Source organism: Pauljensenia sp. 27098_8_83, from assembly GCF_041432695.1.
GTDB lineage: Bacteria > Actinomycetota > Actinomycetes > Actinomycetales > Actinomycetaceae > Pauljensenia.
Genome location: NZ_JAPWAD010000027.1, coordinates 1 through 17,493, shown reverse-complemented (window position 1 = coordinate 17,493; position 17,493 = coordinate 1). Strand labels below are relative to the sequence as shown.

The following is a 17,493-nucleotide window of genomic DNA, read 5'->3' as shown; positions in this document are numbered from 1 at the left end:
TCCGTGCGCGCGATTTGCTTCGTGCGCACATAGACCCAGAAGCCTGCCAGCCGGTAGGCTTATAGCATGACGAATCCTCTCATCGACTCCCTCATGTCGATCATCGAACAACGACCCGAGGACCATGCCCTGCGCGAGCACCTCGCCGAACTCCTGATCGCCGAGGGGAGGGGCGCCGAAGCCGTCTCGCACCTCGCCGTCGTCCTCGCCGTCGACCCCCACAACGAGCGCGTCTCGGCCCTCATGCGCAGCGCCCTCGGCGCGCCCGAGGCCTCGGCCCCGGCCGTCGACGGGCCGACTGACGCTGAACCTGCAACTGCAGCTCCCGCCTCGTACGAGGCCGACCCCCTCACCGCGCCCGAGGAGCCCGCTCCGTCTGCGCCCGCCGCCCCTGCCTCGGACGACGCAGGCATTCCCGCGATCGTGACGATTCATCCCGCGGACTTCCCGCAGACGGCCGAGGAAGGGAACAACGAGGGAGGCGCGTCGACAGGCGAGGCCGGAGATGGGCAGGATGACCCCGCTTCCCCCGACGGCGCCGATCCGGAAAACTTCGACTGGAAGAACGCTGAGAAGCAGGTCGGCGGACCGGCACCCGCATTCGTGAAACCGGGGGCCGTCGAAGGCGAAGTCGAAGTTGACGAGAAACCCGAAGGGGACGCGTGGGCCTTTGAAAACGTGACGTCGACGCTGGCCGACGTGGGCGGCATGCAGTCGGTCAAGGACCGCCTCACCATGGCCTTCCTGGCACCCCTGCGCAACCCTGAGATCCGCAAGCTCTACGGCAAGAGCCTCAACGGCGGCCTGCTGCTCTACGGCCCTCCCGGATGCGGCAAGACCTACATCGCCCGTGCTCTCGCCGGCGAGCTCGGCGCCGCGTTCATGAACGTCAAGATTAGCGATGTCATGGCGCGCTACTTCGGTGAATCGGAAGCTAACCTCCACGAACTCTTCGAGACTGCGCGCGCCAACGCCCCCGTCGTCTTCTTCCTCGACGAAATCGATGCGATCGGCATGCGGAGAGCGGACATGGGCTATTCCGGCATGCGATCGGTCACCAACCAGCTTCTCATGGAACTGGACGGCATCGGATCCGACAACGAAGGCGTCTTCGTCCTCGCCGCGACCAACACCCCGTGGGACGTGGACCCCGCGCTGCGCAGGCCCGGACGCTTCGACCGATCCATCGCCGTCCTGCCCCCCGACGGCCCCGCCCGGCAGGCCGTCCTCTACCACCACCTCAAGTCCCGCCCCGTCGAAGGCATCGACCTGGGCTACCTCGTCCAGCGCACCAACGGATTCACCGGTGCCGACCTGGCCCACCTGGTCGACAGCGCCGTCGAATACGCGATGATGGACTCCGTGCGCACCGGCAACGTGCGCATGGTGACCATGCAGGATTTCCTCAGGGCGCTGGAACAGATTCGGCCCAGCGCGGGTCCCTGGTTCGTCACCGCCCGCAACATCGTCGAATACGGCAACCGAGAAGGCGAATACGACGACCTCGCGGAGTACATGAAGGCGAACAACCTGCTGTGAGGAGGTGGGCGGCGCGCTCGCGCTGCCCACCCCTCGCCGTTCGCTACCGACACCGAGGAGGACCGATGGTGACCGAGGACATCTCGAAGCGGATCAGGCACGCCCAGGCCTTGATCGACATCAAGCGCCCCGAACGAGCCATCGAAAAACTCGTCACAATCCCTCAGGCCGACCCCGAGGTTTCGGCGCAAGTGAACTGTCTCCTCGCCCACGCTCACCTCACAAATCGCGAGCCTGAGAAGGCCTACGCGTGCGCTCGACGCGCCGTCGAGGCCTCCCCCAACAACCTCAGTGCCCTGTACTGGCTGACCTACTTAGAGGGGGACCGTGCGCTCGCCCTCACACACGCCACGCGCCTGGTCGAACTCGCGCCACAATACGGTTTCAGCCACACCATGAGGGCTCACGCCCTCGCGCGCAACTTCCAGTGGGAGGAAGCGCTGCGCGAAGCGCGTGAAGGCGCGCGCCTCGACCCCGAAGACCCCTTTGCGCTCAACACCCTCGGCCGGCTGCTCGCCCGGGACGATGAACAAGCGGCGCTCGACGTCTACCGGCACGTCCTCTCAATCGATCCGAACAACGAGGCCGCCCGCGAAGCAATCGCGGACATACAAGAAGTCGACCGCACCGACGCCACCAGCCGCCTCTACCGTGACCTCCTCGCACAGAACCCCGACGAGAAGACATACGAGAATAAGCTCCACTGGCTGGTGTTCAAGCCGCTCTTCTACCTCTGCCTAGGCCTCACGATTACCTACGTGATCGGCTGGTCAATCGCGGGCCTCGTCTACGCGTTCGGCAGCCGCGACGTTGCGATCATCGTCGGGCTGGTGTGGTCCGCGTTGATTCCCCTGCGCGGCATGGACAGCGCGGTGCGCAAACACCTCTCACAGGTCGCCGCCGGACAGGGCAAGACGCGCCGCGAGGTCGTCGACCTCGTGTTCAAGCGCCGACCCGTCGGCGCGACGATCGCGACGATCTCGCTCGCGTTCCTCGTCGTCACCCCCGTGGCATTCGCAGTGCTGCGGTACTTTGTCCCCGCATCCTCGTGGTGGACGGCCGTGGGCGTGCCCATCCTCGTCATGGCCTGCGGGTGGGTCGGTGCCGCGCTCGCCCGCTACATGGTCTTCAGGCGCGAACGCTAACGAGCGGGCGGCGGACGGCGGCTCGCGCGTGGACGGCTGGCGTGGGGTCGGCGGCTGTTGGCGTGGGGTCGGCGGGCGCTGCCTCAGTCCTTCGAGAGCTTGCCTCGCACAGCCCCCGCGCTGAACGTCACCACGGTCAAAGCGGCCTCCAGACCGCCCAGGACCAGCCCCTGCCTCGTATGAGCAAAACGAGCGCCCTGCGCGCGACGACGCTCGCCGCGGCGGAACAGCCAACGCTCCACGCCGACCGTGATCATCGCCGAACCCAGCGCCGCGCCCGCGAGAACCGCCAGCTCGGCCGGATCCGCCTCCGTGACGCCCTCCAGTGGATCCTCGCCCGCCACGGGTGAGGACTTCGAACAATCCACGTCCTCGTCGTCGTAGGGCGCAAGCTCCGCGCCCTCCGGCAGCTGCGCCACCATCGACCAGCCGAGCACACCCAGCAGGCCCGCCTTCGCGAGGCCGCGCAACGGGCGAGAACGCACATAATCAGGCAGCGCGTACCAGGCGACAGTCGCGCCCACGCCCGCCGCGAACCCCGCGACCCGCATCGGGTCCACCGAGCCGGCGCACGGACAAGAACAGGTAGATGAGGCGGTCATAGCCAGTCCTTTCGATCAGGCGTTCGCGGGTCAGTCCGCGAGCAGGTCCAACAGGTGAGAGACGACCTTTCCGCCAGAATAGGCGGAACCGTCGTGCTGGTACTCGTTCGTGATGTAGTGGTGGGCGCCGATCAAGTTGCCCGTGTCCAAGGACAGCTCGCGCGGCACGAACATGTCGTCGTAGTACACGGCGGCCGCCACCGGCACCGTGTTCTCGGCCAATACGTCCGGCAGGTAGACGGGAGCCGCCTCCGTCGTCGACGCGAGGATCTGTGCCGCACCCTTCAACGGTGCCAAGCCCGGGTCCTCGTCGAACACGCGGCGCATGAAATGCTCACCCGTCAGGTAGAAGGGCTCGCTCTCATCCAGCGGGTTCGCGTCCTTCGCGAAGCCCGGGACCTCCTCGGCCAGACGGTCCGCCGCCCAGAGCGTCGCCGTGCCCACCAGATCCGGCGTCGCGCACGCGTAAATGTACTCCTGGAACACCCCGTAAATCGGCGCGACGTCCACCTGCGAGCCGATCGCCGCCAGGAACTGCGACGAGAGGCGGCGCTCGCCTCGAACCGACGTCCACGGCCCCTCGAGGAGGTAGTGCAGCTGATCCGTGTTGCCCTGCCCGCCCAGCATCATGCCGATCATGCGCAGGCGCGCGGGGGACAGGCGCTCACCCGTCGGCAGCGTCTCCTCCGTGTCCGCCAAGTGCGCGCACAGCTCACGCACCGTGCGCTCATCCCCCGGGTGACGCTGGAAGTACGCGCGGTTGCGCGCCGCCGTGCGCTCATAGGTCAGGCGGTAGATCTCATCCACGTGGACGAGGCCGGGCAGGCCTCCCGTGATCAAGCTGGCCTTCAGGCCCTGGGGAGCCAGCGACAGGTACGAGGTCGTGATGAAGCCGCCGAAAGACTGGCCGAGCGTCGTCCACGGGTCATCACCGCACAGCTCGCGGCGCAGCGCCTCCGCGTCGTACACGATCTGGTCCTGGCGGAAGTGGCGCAGGTACGCGGCCTTCTCCTCGTCCGTGCCCAAGTGGGCGAGCGCCTGAGCGTCCATGCGGGTCGACTGGCCCGTGCCTCGTTGATCCAGGAGCACCACGCGGTAATCCTGCAGGAGGCGATTCATCCAGCCGCCGGTAAACGTGCCGAAACGCGGGCTCGGGTAGCCCGGGCCGCCCTGCAGGAACACCGCGTAGGGCGCATCCTCGCGGCCCTTACGCACGACCTCGCGCGCGAAAACCTGGATCGTCGGATTGTCCTCGCCGGTGGGGCGCAGGTGATCCAGCGGGACGTCCAGGCGGTGCTCGTAAACGGTGTGGCCATGGTGCAGGTACGACTCTGTGTGCATGGACACAATGGTAGCGGTTTTGGGGCAGGCTCGTTGTGGCCGTGGCTGTTCTGGCTGCTGTTTGGCCCGGCTGTGGGGCGGGGCTGCGCCGTGGGCGTCGGCCCGCCCGATTGATGGTGTTGCTTGTGGCCCCACGGGTGTTCCGGGTGCCGTCGGGCTGGGGCTGCAGCCTGATGTGCGCCCAGCAATTTCGCACGTAATTCCCCTGGGACTCTTTCAGGATTTGAATTGGTATCGTTGGAATTGCAACGATTCCGGAGGTTGTTGAAAGTTCACACAATCGAATTACGTGCGAAATTTCTGGTAGTTGTCTGCGTCCTCACTCATGGGCCCGGCAGCTGGAGCCAGACGGCTCAGAGCCAGCGGGTGACAGCCAGTTCGTCAGCGCTATTTCGTCAGAGCCAGTTCAGCAGCGCGACGTAGCAGACCGTTCCAATGCCGACGCTCCACAGGAGCTTGCGGCCGCTCAACAGGTGCACCGCGACCGTCACGCCCGTCGCCACCAGCGCCGCCCACCAGCGCTCGCCGGCCGCTTGCGCGCCCTGCGACAGTGTAGAGAGCACCAGGATCAGCATGATGCCGGGCGGCATCCACACCGCCATGTCGGAGACGAAGCGCGAGTCGCGCAGCGGCTCCAGGATCTTGAACGGCAGAGCCCGCAACGTAAAGTCGATGACGAAGACAATCACCAGGAGTGCCAGCAGGTAGCCCAGCGTCGGAGTCACTGCGCGCCCCCTTCCCGGGTTACGCGACCGGGCCCATCGGCCGAGGCAGGCGAATCCGCGGACCGCAGGATGCCTCGGCGGTGAAGGATGTGACGAACCACCAGGCATGCGACGAACAGGAGGAGCGCCACCAGGAGGCGCTGGGTGGGTGCCACCACCATGGCGACCGCGAATGACGCGCCCGCCAGGAGGATCGAGGGCAGCTCGCGCCTCGTGCGCGCCGCGTCCAGCGTCAGCGTGATGAACAAAGCGGTGAGCGCGAAATCCAGGCCCTCGATCTGAGTCGGAATCAAGGAACCCGCGAATACGCCCACGAGGGCCGACGTCACCCACGTCAGGTTAAAGAGAACCTGCATCGCCAACAGGCGAGGCTTCGTCCACCCGTTCGGGCGGGCGGCGGTCAGCGCGTAGGCCTCGTCCACGAGGGCGTACATCGAAAAGAAGCGCGCGAACCGCCCTTCGATGACGTGCAGTGGGAACGAGAACGCGAAAAACAGGAGGCGGAAGTTCACCAGCAGCATCGTCACCGCGATGACGGCCAGCGGCGTATTCTGCGCCGCCAGGGTCACGACGAGCAGCTCGGCCGACCCCGAGTAAGCGGACAGGGACAGAGCCGGAGCCAGCCACCACGGCAGGCCCAGCTGGATGACGAGAACGCCGTACGCGAGGCCCAGCGGGATGTATCCCGCGGCCACGGGTGCCGTGATGCGCAGGCCCTCGAGGATCTCGCGGCGGGTAGGGCTAGCCGGCACGGGGAGGTTCACGGTGCGCGGTAGCTTGGGCATGGATGCAATTTTCGCGTGCCAATCCGTCCAATTGCGAGCGGGCGCACCGTAGCGTGACGACTTCCACGTTTTGTTGGGCCTTTGGTCCTGGCCCGGAATTCCGCGGTTTGTCACCGCGCTCGTTTGTCACATAGTTCCAAAACGGGAAATACCCCTCGCAAATGCGCGCCAGCGGTGGAAGCATCGACACCAACGCCGAGGAAGAACACCCCGGCGTCCTTCATTCAATCCCGCAGATCAGGAGCCCTCATGAGCGCCACTCACGCACGCAAGAAGCCATTCCTTCGACTCGCCACGGCCGCCGTCGCCATGGTCGCAGCCCTCGGCATGGCCGCATGCTCCGGTGGCGCGTCCACCTCCTCGTCCTCCTCGACGGGCGCGCAGGTCGGCGACCGCAGCCCCGAGCAGATCAAGGAAGCCGGCGAAATCGTCATCGGCATCTTCTCCGACAAGGCCCCCTTCGGCTACATCGACGCCGACGGCAAGCCCGCCGGATACGACGTCGTCTACGGCGACCGCATCGCCGCCGACCTGGGCGTGACTGCCAAGTACGTCCCCGTCGACGCCGCCGCCCGCACCGAGGTCCTCGCCTCCAACAAGGTCGACATCACCCTCGCGAACTTCACCGTCACGCCCGAGCGCGCCGAAAAGGTCGACTTCGCGAACCCCTACTTCAAGGTCTCCCTCGGCGTCGTCTCGCCCACCTCGGCCGAAATCACCGACGTGAGCCAGCTGGCCGGCAAGACCCTCATCGTCACCAAGGGCACGACCGCCGAAGCCTACTTCGAGGCCAACCACCCCGAGGTCAAGCTCCAGAAGTACGACCAGTACTCCGACGCCTACCAGGCCCTCGAGGACGGCCGCGGCGACGCCTTCTCCACCGACAACACCGAGGTCCTCGCCTGGGCCATCCAGCACCCCGGCTTCAGCGTCGGCATCAAGAGCCTGGGCGAGACCAGCTACATCGCTGCCGCCGTTAAGAAGGGCAACACCGCCCTCCTCGACTGGCTGAACAACGAACTCGTCGAGCTCGGCAAGGAAGACTTCTTCCACAAGGACTACGAGCAGACCCTCGCCCCCGTCTACGGTGACGCCGCGACCCCCGACGACCTGGTCGTCGAAGGCGGCGTGGATACCACCTCCAGCAACTGACACAGGTACGAGGCCGTGGCTCGCTCTCGGGTCCGCCCGCCGCGGGTGATCGCCCGACGCGGCCACGGCCTCGTCCCAGATTTCGCTCATGAATCTTGAGATTTTGGCGCGATACGCGCCCCTCTACGTCGACGCCGCCATCCTCACCCTGAGGATCGCGGCCATCGGCATCGTCGGCTCCCTCGCTGTCGGCCTCCTGGTGGCTGCGATCCGGCACTACCGGATCCCGATCGCCTCTCAGATCGGTGCCGCCTACGTCGAACTGTCGCGTAACACGCCGCTGCTCGTGCAGCTGTTCTTCATCTACTTTGGCCTGCCGCGCGTGGGCATCAAGTGGAGCGGCGAGACCTGCGCGATCGTCGGCCTGATCTTCCTGGGCAGCGCCTACATGGCCGAAGCCCTGCGCTCCGGCCTCGACTCGATCGCCACCATCCAGTGGGAGTCCGCCTCCGCGCTCGGCCTCACGCGCACGCAGACGCTGCGCCACGTCGCCCTCCCGCAGGCCATCGCGACCTCCGTGCCGCCGCTCGCCGCCAACGTCATCTTCCTCATCAAGGAAACCTCCGTCGTCTCCGTCGTCGCGCTGCCCGACCTCGTGTACGTCGCGAAAGACCTCATCGGCATGTCCTACAACACCTCCGAAGCGCTGATCCTCCTGGTTCTCGCCTACCTGGTGATCCTCCTGCCCGTGTCCATCACGGCCCGACTCATCGAAAAGAAGGTGCGCCGTGGTGGATTTGGGAATTAACGTCATCTTCGAAGGCCGCAACCTCGTGCGCATCCTCGAGGGCCTGGGCGTCACCGTCGGCATCTCCGCGCTGTCCGTCGTGCTGTCCCTGATCCTCGGCGTGTTCGTGGGCCTCGGCATGCGCTCGCCTTGGCGAGCCCTGCGCTGGCTCATGCAGCTCTACCTCGAGTTCGTGCGCATCATGCCCCAGCTCGTCCTCCTGTTCGTAGCTTACTTCGGGCTCACGCGCGTCGCGGGGATCAACCTGGACGGCATCACCGCGTCCGTCCTCGTCTTCACCCTGTGGGGCGGCGCCGAAATGGGCGACCTCGTGCGAGGCGCGCTCATCTCGATCCCGCGCCACCAGTACGAGTCCGCCTACGCTCTGGGACTCACCCCGAGGCAGACCATGCGCCGCGTGATCCTGCCGCAAACCCTGCGCGCTCTCGCGCCCCCGGCCGTCAACCTCATCACCCGCATGATCAAGACGACCTCCCTCGTCGTCCTCATCGGCGTCGTCGAAGTCCTCAAAGTCGGACAGCAGATCATCGACGCCAACCGCTTCAACTACCCGACCGCCTCGCTGTGGATCTACGGCCTGATCTTCGCGCTGTACTTCCTCATCTGCTGGCCCATCTCGCTCCTCTCACGCCACATGGAGAAAACATGGCAGAACTGACCTCCGACACCGCGGCCTCGCCCGAGCGCGCCACGTCCTCGTCCGTGGAAAACCCGCAGCTGCGCCTCGTCGACCTCGACAAGACCTACCCGGGCGGGCACCACGCCCTGCGCGGCGTCTCCCTCGACGTCGCCGACGGCGAAGTCGTCGTCATCATCGGCCCCTCCGGCTGCGGCAAGTCCACGCTCCTGCGCACGATCAACGGCCTCGAGCCCATCAACTCCGGGCAGATCCTCTTCGACGGGACCGACCTGGCCGCGCCCGGCGTGTCCTGGCCCGAGGTCCGCCGCCGCATCGGCATGGTCTTCCAGTCCTACGAGCTCTTCCCCCACCTGACCGTCATGGGGAACCTGACGCTCGCCCCCGGCCTCGTCGCGGGAGAATCGCGCGCCGACGCGAGCGCGCGGGCACTGAAACTGCTCGAGCGTGTCGGCCTGGCTGACCGTGCCGACGACTACCCGCGCCAGCTCTCCGGCGGCCAGCGCCAGCGCGTCGCCATCGTGCGCGCGCTCATGATGAACCCCGAGATCCTCCTCCTCGACGAGGTCACCGCCTCCCTCGACCCGGAGATGGTGCGCGAGGTCCTCGACGTCGTCCTCGAACTGGCTCGCACCGGCATGACCATGCTCATCGTTACGCATGAGATGGGCTTCGCCCGCGCGATCGCCGACCGCATCGTCTTCATGGACGAGGGCCGCATCGTCGAGGTCGACCCGCCGCGCAAGTTCTTCGCGGACCCCTCATCGGATCGTGCGCGCAAGTTCCTTGACATCTTCAGCTTCGAGGGCGCCAAGCTGTGAGGGTGTGGTGTGGTAGGGCTCCTCGCGGATAGGAAACGGTTATGCGGATAGGTTATGAAGATACGGATAGGTTACGACGATGCGGATACCTTAATAACCTATCCACATCTGCATAACCTATCCACATGCGCATAACCTATCCGCATAAGGGGCTGGATTGGGCCGGGACGCGTGCACTGGCTGCTGAGATGCAACCTCTCCTCGCCGCGGCCACGGCCATGGAGCGGTTTCCCAACAATGTCGCATGCAATTCTCCTGAGATTGCTTCAAACATTGAATTCACGTCGTTGGAATTGCAACGTTTGTGGGCGGTGCCGTTTATTCGGGTGGCCGAATTGCATGCGACTTTTGGAGAGAATGCGACTGTCGTGCCCGGAGCGCGCACGAGTTGAGAACGCGCGCGCAGAGTCCACCCGCGACAGAACTTCCCGTTTTAGCCGATCAGCGTCGACTGGTGGTGCACCATGATCAGGCGCACTTCACCAGAAGTCGCCGGTGCCCACACACTGGATTCCAGCGACGCGCCGCCCTCCCAACGCACCCGGTAGCGGGTCAGGAACGACCCGCCCAGGTCGTGCGCGTCGATGCGGCCAATGGACGGCGAGGCAGGCGAGGGTCCCGCCAGCGTCGTGGTCGCGCCGCCGCCCGGCCAAATGCGCGTCGTGCGCGCGTCCGTCATCCCCGCCAGCGCCACCTCGTCGCCGCCGGTCCACGCCAGGATGAACTCGCGCTCGCGGGCGACCGCGTCCTCCGTGGTGATCGCGGGTTCACTCACGGACGAGGCCGGGGCCTCCTCCGCGGGTTCGCTCGCCTCGGTGGGCGCGGAGAAAACACTGGGATGGGAACGAAAAGTCGATGTCATGGCCCTGTCGGCGGTGGCCTCGTCGGTAGAGGCGCTGCGCGAAGCGGACGCAGATGTCGGCGCAGCTGCGGGTTCCTCCGCATGTTCGCTCGGGCGTGCGGGCACAGCGGCGGCCCTGTCGGCCTCGGTGTGTTGCTGTTCGGCAGGTGTGCTCGCGCCGGACTCCACAGCGTCGCGCACCTCGACCGACGCGGGCACCGCGCGCCCAGCGGCAGCGCCCCCGTGCGCCCGATCCGTAGACGCAGACCCGCGCGACCCGCGGGCAACACCCCCGAACCCTGGGCCCGGCTCGGGCGTGCGACCGGCCTGGTAGGCCTCGGCGCACCCTCGCGCGAGGTCGTCTGCCCGCTCATTCATGCGGTGCCCGGCGTGGCCCTTCACCCACTCGAAGGTGACGCGGCGCCCTTCCATGGCGCGGTCGATCTCCTGGATGAGCTCCAGGTTCTTGATGGGTTTCTTGTCGGCCTTCGTCCAGCCGCGTTTCTTCCAGCCGAGCCGCCACTTCGACACGACGTTGATCGCGTACTGGGAGTCGGCGAGGATGTGCAGCTCTTCGCCGGTCTCGGCGGTGGCCTGAAGCAGGCGCAGAATAGCGGTCAGCTCGCCCAGGTTGTTGGTGCCCTGCGGCCAGCCGCCAGCGTCCCACGTGTCCTCGTCCACGTACCAGGCCCACCCCGCGGGCCCGGGATTGCCGAGGGAAGAACCGTCTGCCGCCGCCGTAATCGTCATGCACTCATCCTATCGGCATCGCGCTCCCCTGATCGGAAAGGGGGACGAGGCCGGGGCCACCCAGGCCTCGTGCCCTAGACTCGGGAGCGGGCGTATGATGCGCCTTCGACGCAGTGACGAGAATGGATCAGGATGATGAAGGCGCATACTGACGAGCCGCTTACCGGTGGTAGCCGTGTGAAGACCCGCAGGGGGTTGCTCAGTCGCAAGCGCGTGCGCCGGTGCGGCATCGGTGCGGCAGCACTGTCGATCGTCATGCTGCTGTCGAGCTGTATGTCTCAGGGGGAGGTGACGGAGACGCGGGCCGCTCAGCTGAGTGTGGGGGATGCGGTGATTGCTGTGCGGCTGAGCCAGGGAAAGTTCTCGGCGGGACTTCCGGACCCGCCGGAAGACAACTGGATCGTGCTGCTGGACGCGCAGGGGCGGGGGCAGGCGACCCGTATCGAGGCTAAGAGATACGGCATTTCCGCTCTCTTGTGGAATGAACGCGGTCTCTCCTTTGGGGCGCCGGATAAGGAATATGTGACGACCGATCAGGGAACGCAGGAGATCGATGTGAAACAACCGTCGATCGCTGAGCATCAACGCTTCTCGCTCCCGGACGGGAGAATTGCTGTCGTAGATTTGGGCAGGGGGATCAAGGTCGACACGATCCACCCTAATGGGCGCATTGAGACGACGGAAATCCCCGATACTAGTGGGTCGATTGGGCAGTGCGGGCAGCACATCGTTGGGATCACTGATACTGAGGATTCTGAGAGCATCAGGTCGGCGGCGTTCGAGGCCTATGCAGCCCAGTCGGGCGGTGACATGCCGGAGAATGTTGCTGCTGTGATTCAGATCGATGAACCCACTGGTGATGTTCCCCGACTCCTTGCGGTGGCACCTGCGATTGATGGCCTGCTGACGGGTCGGATGAGTGTTCCGTGCGACGGGAACGTCATCACGGTGCTGAGTATTCAGCAGGAAGACCCAGCCGCTGTGCGTAATGGCACAAGGCACCCATTCGATGGGGTTTTGGTCCTGCAGCGATGGGATCTGACTACAGGGCAGCGCACGATCATTCCTGTACTCGATGAAGCAGGACAGCCCATCGAAACGGATCAGGATAATTTCCTCTACTATTCTCAAGCGATCCGGGTGGGGGATGAGTACCGGTTTGTGACAAAGAAAGGGAACGCCTACGCGGTTGACGTGACGAGCGGCAACGCCAGGCACCTTTTCTCGATTCCATCGGAGAAAACTCGCAACCCAGCGGTATTCCAGGTGAGCGAGACCGGTGTGTATGCGCTCGAGCAGAATGATGATGAGGACGTCCTCACTCTTTCGTACCAGCCGTGGGATGGGGGCGGCAAGCGTGTGCTCTTGACGACGGGCACAATGTCGCGCTACCTCGTGGAGCGACATCTGCTGATGGGGTACAGGCGCAGCATTGAGTCCTTCGCCCTGCGCCCGGGATGGGACGGCGGCGCGCAGTAACGCGTGTACCCGCGCGGCACAGTGACGCAACGCGAGAGGGGCGGTCTTCCAACGAAGAACGCCCCACCTGTTACACCGTGACGCCCACCTGGCCCAGCGCGAAGGCGAACTCCTCGCAGCGTGCCGCCCACCGGCCCTCGCGCCCGGAGGGACCAGCGTGCCCGGCGACCATCTCGGTGCGCAGGATGATCGGACGCTCGCGCGGGTCGCGCGCGGGCGTAGACCCCTTGGGCTCGTCCGTGGAGGGAACCTGGCCGGTGGCCTCGCGCAGGCGCTGCACCCACTTAGTGGGCTCGACGAACTCGACGCGCGTGTCGTTGACCGACGTCGTCGCCATGATCGCGGGCAGGAGCGCGCCGTCGGGCACGTTCTCGTACGGCGTGTAGCGGCTCATCGCGTCGAACACGGCGCGCGAGGAGAGCGGATTGCCCCACTCCTCCCACTCGCCGACGGTGAGCGGCAGGGACGGGTCCAGGATCGTGGTGAGCGCGTCCACGAAGGGCACGCCCGCCAGGATCGCGCGGAAGCGGTCGGGGGCGGCGTTAGTGACCGCGCCCATGAGGAGGCCTCCGGCGCTGCGGCCCTCCGCGACCAGGCGGCCGGGCGCCACCCACCCAGAGTCGACCAGCCAGTCGGCCACATCGATGAAGTCCGTGAAGGTGTGCTCCTTAACCAGCTCCTTGCCGTCCTCGTACCATGCGCGGCCCATCTCGCCGCCGCCGCGCACGTGTGCGATCGCGTAGACGACGCGGCGCAGGATCGGCAGGCGCAGGGTCTCGAACTCGGGGTCGTAGCTGACCTCGTACGAGCCGTACCCGATCTGCCAGCCCGCGTGCGTGCCGTCCGGCCGCGCGTCGCGATGGTGGATGAGGGTCACGGGGATGCGGGTCGCGCCGTCGCGCGCGAGCACCCACACACGCTCCTCAACGTACTCGGCGGGGTCCCAGCCGGGCGCCTCGCGGGTGCGCAGGGTTCGCACGCTCAGCGCCGCGCTTTCGGGGTTCTCGGGGGACGAGGCCGGGGCCGGGTCCGGCAGAGCAACCTCGGCGACCGTCGGGGGCACGGTCTGCGACTGGAACTCCACGCGCAGCGGATCGGTCCACGGGGTCGGCACGGTCGTGATCGTGCGCACCGGGGCATTGACCTCCACGCGCCGCCACGTAGGCGAGGGCTCACGGCGGTCCCACATGTCAACCTGCGTCAGAGCGTCCGAACGCAGCGAGAGCGCCACGTAGTGTGCGTGGGCCTCGACGTCGGTGATGCGCTCGCCGGGGTCGGGGCTACGCAGGGGCTCCCACGACTCGAAGGGGGTGAGGGGCGCGGGCTCAACCTCCGGCAGGGGAGTGCCCGGCGCGCGATCTGCCAGGGCCCCTCGGCTGTACACGGAGGAAGAAGGAACGCCCAACTGTGCCAAGGCCTCGGGCGAACCCCCTGCGGGCAGCATCGCCTGCGCGAGTGAGCCCTCCTGCGTCAGCCCCGTATGCACGAGGAACAGGCGGTCGCCGGCCGAATCCGCCGACACCAGCGTGCGCGGGCGCACCGGCATGAGCGGCAGCGGGCGCACGGACGGGTGGGCGGGCAGCCACAGCCACGCGCGGCCCGCCGTCGACGACGACGAATGAATGACCACGTGTCCTGGGAAACCCGAGGGTGCGAACCCCATCTCGAAGCCCTCGTCCGGCTCGACCAGCAGCAGCTCGTCGTCCTCGCGAGGCGAGCCCACGCGGTGCAACCACACGTCGCACGCGCGCCACGCGTCATCCACGCCCATGTAGATAAAGGAAGCGGAATCATCCGCCCACGCGAAGCCGTACCCGGCGTCCACCACGGCCTCGTCGATGACCCTGCCCGAGGCCTCCTGCACGACCCACGTGTAGCGCTCATCCCCGCTCGTGTCCCGCGCCCACGCGATCAGGCGCCCATCCGGGGACGGGTACAGGTCCGCCAGGCGGAAAAACTCCTGCCCGCGCGCCCACTCGTTCTCATCGACGAGGAGCTCCTCGCCCCGCGCTGGCACGCCCGGAACGGGGACGAGCGGGATCGGCGCCCCGGCCTCGTCGCGCTCCACCGGCGCGCGGTGATGTGTCGCGTACGACTGGCCCTCCGCGAAACGCCGAAAATACCAGAACTCACCCTCGCGGATCGGAACCGTCACGTCGGTGAGCGCCGTGGAGGCCTTGACCTCCTCCACGAGGCGCGCCGCCGCCTCGCGCGTCGGCGCCGTGATCGCGTCCGCCCACGCGTTCTCCGCCTCCAGGTGTGCGCGCACCTCGGGGTTGCCGCCGTCGCGCAACCAATCCCACGGGTCATCAAAATGCTGCCCGAACTGGTCGCGCACCCGGTACCCGTAACGCTTCGGAGCCACCGGGGGAGTGTGTGGCGAGGGGGGTGTGTGCGGGGTCGTCTCAGTCATGGGGACCATCTTAGAGGCGGGCGTGGTCCGGTTCGCCGCGGGTGCGGGCTGGTGGCGTGCGGGCCCGGGCGTGGCGGGTGGTTGAGCGGCCCGGGGCGGCGCCTGATGTAGCCTGGGATGATGGCGGGTCGGGGTGGGGGCGTGGCCTGTGGAGTGGTGTGGTGCCTGTGCGATTTGTGGTGTGGCCTGGGTCGTCGGGGTAGCACGGAAACACGGGGTCTCCCCACCGCCCAGGTCTGACCTAGGTCTGACCCAGCATGCTTCCCCAAAAATCTCGCATGCAATTCCCTCGCGTGTCTTTCAAATCTTGAAATCAGATCGTTGGAATTCTGCGGTTTGTGGGCGGTAGGCGGAAAGGAGAGAAAGGGAATTGCATGCGAAATTTGGGGGCGGGATTGGTATATGGCGGAAGAGGCTGTTCTGTGAGCGTGCGACACTAGGGGAGTGAACGACGAACAAGCTCCCTCGCGCGGATCCGCCGCGCTCGAACCCGCGGCCCCTGTGCTTGAGCCCGCAACCGCCGCGCTCGCCCCCGCGGCCCCCGTCGGTGAACCCGCCGCGCTCGCCCCCGCGGCCCCCGTCGGTGAACCCGCGGCGCTCGCGGACCCCTCCGCCCCTTTTACTCAGGCTGGCGCCCGCGGACAGGTGAACGAGGAGCCCGCCCCGGCCTCGTCCCTCACTCAGCCCGGCACGCGCGGACAGATGAACGAGGAAGCGGCCCCAGCCTCGTCCCTGAGCCTCACCGAGCGACTCCTCGCCTGGGTGCGCGAATTCATCCAATTCGGCATGGTTGGCGCCACCGCGTACATCGTCGACGCCGGACTGTTCAACCTGCTCCAGCACGGGCCGCTCGGCGTGCTCGCCGGCCACCCCAACACCGCGCAATTCGTTGCAGCCGCGACCGCCACGCTCTACTCGTGGATCGCCAACCGCCTGTGGACCTACCGCGGCCGCACCCAGGCAAACGCCACGCGCGAAGCCGTCCTCTTCTTCTTCGCTAACGCCTGCGGCATCGGCATCACCCAGTTCTGCCTCCTGTTCACCCACCACATCCTCGGGTACACCTCGGCGCTGGCAGACAACATCGCCGCCTACGTCGTCGGCTTCGCCCTGGGCACAGCTTTCCGCTTCCTCTTCTACCACTACGTGGTCTTTACAGGACATACGCGCGCGTAGGTTCAAGGCGCGGCGGTAGGGTCGAAACGTGAAGGAAACGCCAGAGCACTACCCGACCCCCGAAGAATCCATCGCCACGATGGTCACCATCGACGACACCGCCCTCGTGTTCGAAGGCGGCGGCATGCGCAACGCCTACACGGCCGCGCTCGTGAGCCGACTCATCGCCGAAGGCATCAACTTCCCCCACATCTCCGGAGTCTCCGCGGGGTCCAGCCACCTGTGCAACTTCACCTCCCGCGACGCTCAACGCTCCCACGACACCTTCGTCGACCTCGTCGAAGACCCCGAGTTCGGCGGCCTCAAGCACTTCCGCAAGGGACACGGCTACTTCAACGCCGAGTACATCTACCAGCAGATCTGCTACCCCGATGGCGTCCTGCCCTTCAACATGGATACCTTCCTGGCGAACCCGGCGACCACCCGCGTCGCCACCTTCAACGCCTCGCGCGGCGAAGAACGCTGGTTCTCCAAGGAAGAAATGAGCACACTGGACAAGCTCGGACCCATCGTGCGCGCATCCTCCACGCTGCCGATCCTCATGCCCCCCGTCGAAATCGACGGCGACACCTACGTCGACGGCGCGCTCGGCCCCAACGGCGGCCTGCCCTTCGACCAGCCCCTGCGCGAGGGATACCGCAAGCTCCTCGTCGTCCTCACCCGCCCCCGCGACTTCGTCAAAGACCCCATGCCCGCCAGTGTCGGCGCCCTCCTGCGCACCGCCTACCATTCATTCCCGTCCGTCTTCGAGGGCGTCGCCCTGCGCACCGACCGTTACAACGCGGGCCGCCGCTTCCTCTTCGAGCTCGAGGAACGAGGCCAGGCCTACGTGTTTGCACCCGACAACCTGTGGATCAACAACACCGAATCGCGGCGCGAACGCCTGGAGGCGACCTACCGTGCCGGCCTGGTCCAGGCCGTCCGCGAAATGCCTGCGATCAAGGCGTTCCTGGGGCTGTAAGGGCTTGCCCCGCCTCTCTTGGCGCGGCCCGTGCGTGACTTTTTTCGCCCTGCTTGGTCTGGTGGTGGCGGACGCGGTATAAAACTCTCCCTGCTGGCGCAAAATGCGCTGAAGAGGGGTATTTTGGGCGTGCTGGGAGAGTTTTGTACCGGGTGGGCCGACGGGGCTGCGTGCCGGGAGAGTTTTGTACCGGGTGGGCCGACGGGGCTGCGTGTCGGGAGAGTTTTGTACCGGTTGGGCCTGCCGGGGCTGCGAGCGGGGAGAGTTTTGTACCGGCACAGGCCCCGCGTGCGGTACAAAGTTCTCCCTGCGTGGCTTGTTATTGGCGTGAGCGTGAAAAGATTCTCCCTGCGTGCGGAAAGTGGGCCAAAATCGGCG

16 protein-coding genes are annotated in these 17,493 nt (G+C 66.6%); 10 read left to right on the top strand and 6 right to left on the bottom strand.

Annotated elements, in window-relative coordinates; genetic code table 11:
* The first annotated feature begins 66 nt into the window (after positions 1–66).
* Positions 67–1,539, top strand: a complete 1,473-nt coding sequence (locus tag O3656_RS09165) for an ATP-binding protein (protein WP_500063705.1) — start codon at positions 67–69, stop codon at positions 1,537–1,539.
* A gap of 65 nt (positions 1,540–1,604) precedes the next feature.
* Positions 1,605–2,684, top strand: coding sequence for a tetratricopeptide repeat protein (locus O3656_RS09160; protein ID WP_500063704.1), 1,080 nt, complete (start codon positions 1,605–1,607; stop codon positions 2,682–2,684).
* Between the two features lie 83 nt (positions 2,685–2,767).
* Here O3656_RS09160 and O3656_RS09155 read toward each other — a convergent pair whose 3' ends face one another.
* From O3656_RS09155 to O3656_RS09140, 4 genes are all read right to left on the bottom strand, one after another.
* A complete protein-coding gene (locus O3656_RS09155) occupies positions 2,768–3,286 on the bottom strand; it encodes a peptidase S9 (protein ID WP_500063703.1) in 519 nt (172 codons plus the stop codon).
* A 30-nt stretch (positions 3,287–3,316) separates the two neighbouring features.
* A complete protein-coding gene (locus O3656_RS09150) occupies positions 3,317–4,627 on the bottom strand; it encodes an alpha/beta fold hydrolase (RefSeq protein ID WP_500063701.1) in 1,311 nt (436 codons plus the stop codon).
* Between the two features lie 395 nt (positions 4,628–5,022).
* The gene (locus O3656_RS09145) at positions 5,023–5,352 is read right to left on the bottom strand and encodes a branched-chain amino acid transporter permease (RefSeq protein ID WP_048676435.1); all 330 of its coding nucleotides are present in this window, start codon (positions 5,350–5,352) and stop codon (positions 5,023–5,025) included.
* Positions 5,349–6,137 (bottom strand): AzlC family ABC transporter permease, encoded by a 789-nt coding sequence (locus O3656_RS09140; RefSeq protein WP_500063700.1) that lies wholly within the window; start codon positions 6,135–6,137, stop codon positions 5,349–5,351. Before O3656_RS09140 ends, O3656_RS09145 begins: the two co-directional genes overlap by 4 nt.
* A gap of 249 nt (positions 6,138–6,386) precedes the next feature.
* Between O3656_RS09140 and O3656_RS09135 the strand changes: the two genes are divergently transcribed.
* The 5 genes from O3656_RS09135 to O3656_RS09115 all read left to right on the top strand — a co-directional run bounded on the left by O3656_RS09135 (position 6,387) and on the right by O3656_RS09115 (position 9,887).
* Positions 6,387–7,289, top strand: coding sequence for a cysteine ABC transporter substrate-binding protein (locus O3656_RS09135; protein WP_500063698.1), 903 nt, complete (start codon positions 6,387–6,389; stop codon positions 7,287–7,289).
* 88 nt (positions 7,290–7,377) lie between these two features.
* Positions 7,378–8,037, top strand: a complete 660-nt coding sequence (locus O3656_RS09130; RefSeq protein WP_500063697.1) for an amino acid ABC transporter permease — start codon at positions 7,378–7,380, stop codon at positions 8,035–8,037.
* Positions 8,018–8,695, top strand: coding sequence for an amino acid ABC transporter permease (locus O3656_RS09125; RefSeq protein ID WP_500063695.1), 678 nt, complete (start codon positions 8,018–8,020; stop codon positions 8,693–8,695). Before O3656_RS09130 ends, O3656_RS09125 begins: the two co-directional genes overlap by 20 nt.
* Complete coding sequence (locus tag O3656_RS09120; RefSeq protein ID WP_500063694.1) at positions 8,683–9,495, top strand: amino acid ABC transporter ATP-binding protein; 813 nt, start codon at positions 8,683–8,685, stop codon at positions 9,493–9,495. Before O3656_RS09125 ends, O3656_RS09120 begins: the two co-directional genes overlap by 13 nt.
* A 125-nt stretch (positions 9,496–9,620) precedes the next feature.
* Positions 9,621–9,887 (top strand): hypothetical protein, encoded by a 267-nt coding sequence (locus O3656_RS09115; RefSeq protein WP_500063692.1) that lies wholly within the window; start codon positions 9,621–9,623, stop codon positions 9,885–9,887.
* A gap of 41 nt (positions 9,888–9,928) precedes the next feature.
* Here O3656_RS09115 and O3656_RS09110 read toward each other — a convergent pair whose 3' ends face one another.
* Positions 9,929–11,086, bottom strand: a complete 1,158-nt coding sequence (locus O3656_RS09110; RefSeq protein ID WP_500063691.1) for a ribonuclease H family protein — start codon at positions 11,084–11,086, stop codon at positions 9,929–9,931.
* Positions 11,087–11,218: 132 nt separating this feature from the next.
* On the opposite strand from O3656_RS09110, the gene O3656_RS09105 reads away from it, so the two are divergent.
* Positions 11,219–12,565: a hypothetical protein gene (locus O3656_RS09105; protein ID WP_500063689.1), complete on the top strand. Its 1,347-nt coding sequence runs from the start codon at positions 11,219–11,221 to the stop codon at positions 12,563–12,565.
* Between the two features lie 70 nt (positions 12,566–12,635).
* Here the strand turns inward: O3656_RS09105 and O3656_RS09100 are convergent, their stop codons facing one another.
* Complete coding sequence (locus O3656_RS09100) at positions 12,636–14,987, bottom strand: S9 family peptidase (protein ID WP_500063687.1); 2,352 nt, start codon at positions 14,985–14,987, stop codon at positions 12,636–12,638.
* 693 nt (positions 14,988–15,680) lie between these two features.
* Here O3656_RS09100 and O3656_RS09095 point away from each other — a divergent pair.
* Positions 15,681–16,154 carry a GtrA family protein gene (locus tag O3656_RS09095; protein WP_500063725.1) on the top strand — a complete coding sequence of 158 codons (474 nt, stop codon included), beginning with the start codon at positions 15,681–15,683 and terminating at the stop codon, positions 16,152–16,154.
* Between the two features lie 28 nt (positions 16,155–16,182).
* The gene (locus tag O3656_RS09090; RefSeq protein WP_500063685.1) at positions 16,183–17,115 is read left to right on the top strand and encodes a patatin-like phospholipase family protein; all 933 of its coding nucleotides are present in this window, start codon (positions 16,183–16,185) and stop codon (positions 17,113–17,115) included.
* Positions 17,116–17,493: the final 378 nt, after the last annotated feature.

Excerpts from the sequence above, each read along its gene's own strand:
- O3656_RS09165 (WP_500063705.1), top strand. The coding sequence starts at position 67 with ATGACGAATCCTCTCATCGACTCCCTCATGTCGATCATCGAACAACGA.
- O3656_RS09160 (WP_500063704.1), top strand. The coding sequence starts at position 1,605 with ATGGTGACCGAGGACATCTCGAAGCGGATCAGGCACGCCCAGGCCTTG.
- O3656_RS09155 (WP_500063703.1), bottom strand. The coding sequence starts at position 3,286 with ATGACCGCCTCATCTACCTGTTCTTGTCCGTGCGCCGGCTCGGTGGAC.
- O3656_RS09150 (WP_500063701.1), bottom strand. The coding sequence starts at position 4,627 with ATGCACACAGAGTCGTACCTGCACCATGGCCACACCGTTTACGAGCAC.
- O3656_RS09140 (WP_500063700.1), bottom strand. The coding sequence starts at position 6,137 with ATGCCCAAGCTACCGCGCACCGTGAACCTCCCCGTGCCGGCTAGCCCT.
- O3656_RS09135 (WP_500063698.1), top strand. The coding sequence starts at position 6,387 with ATGAGCGCCACTCACGCACGCAAGAAGCCATTCCTTCGACTCGCCACG.
- O3656_RS09130 (WP_500063697.1), top strand. The coding sequence starts at position 7,378 with ATGAATCTTGAGATTTTGGCGCGATACGCGCCCCTCTACGTCGACGCC.
- O3656_RS09120 (WP_500063694.1), top strand. The coding sequence starts at position 8,683 with ATGGCAGAACTGACCTCCGACACCGCGGCCTCGCCCGAGCGCGCCACG.
- O3656_RS09115 (WP_500063692.1), top strand. The coding sequence starts at position 9,621 with ATGCGCATAACCTATCCGCATAAGGGGCTGGATTGGGCCGGGACGCGT.
- O3656_RS09110 (WP_500063691.1), bottom strand. The coding sequence starts at position 11,086 with ATGACGATTACGGCGGCGGCAGACGGTTCTTCCCTCGGCAATCCCGGG.
- O3656_RS09105 (WP_500063689.1), top strand. The coding sequence starts at position 11,219 with ATGATGAAGGCGCATACTGACGAGCCGCTTACCGGTGGTAGCCGTGTG.
- O3656_RS09100 (WP_500063687.1), bottom strand. The coding sequence starts at position 14,987 with ATGGTCCCCATGACTGAGACGACCCCGCACACACCCCCCTCGCCACAC.
- O3656_RS09095 (WP_500063725.1), top strand. The coding sequence starts at position 15,681 with ATGAACGAGGAAGCGGCCCCAGCCTCGTCCCTGAGCCTCACCGAGCGA.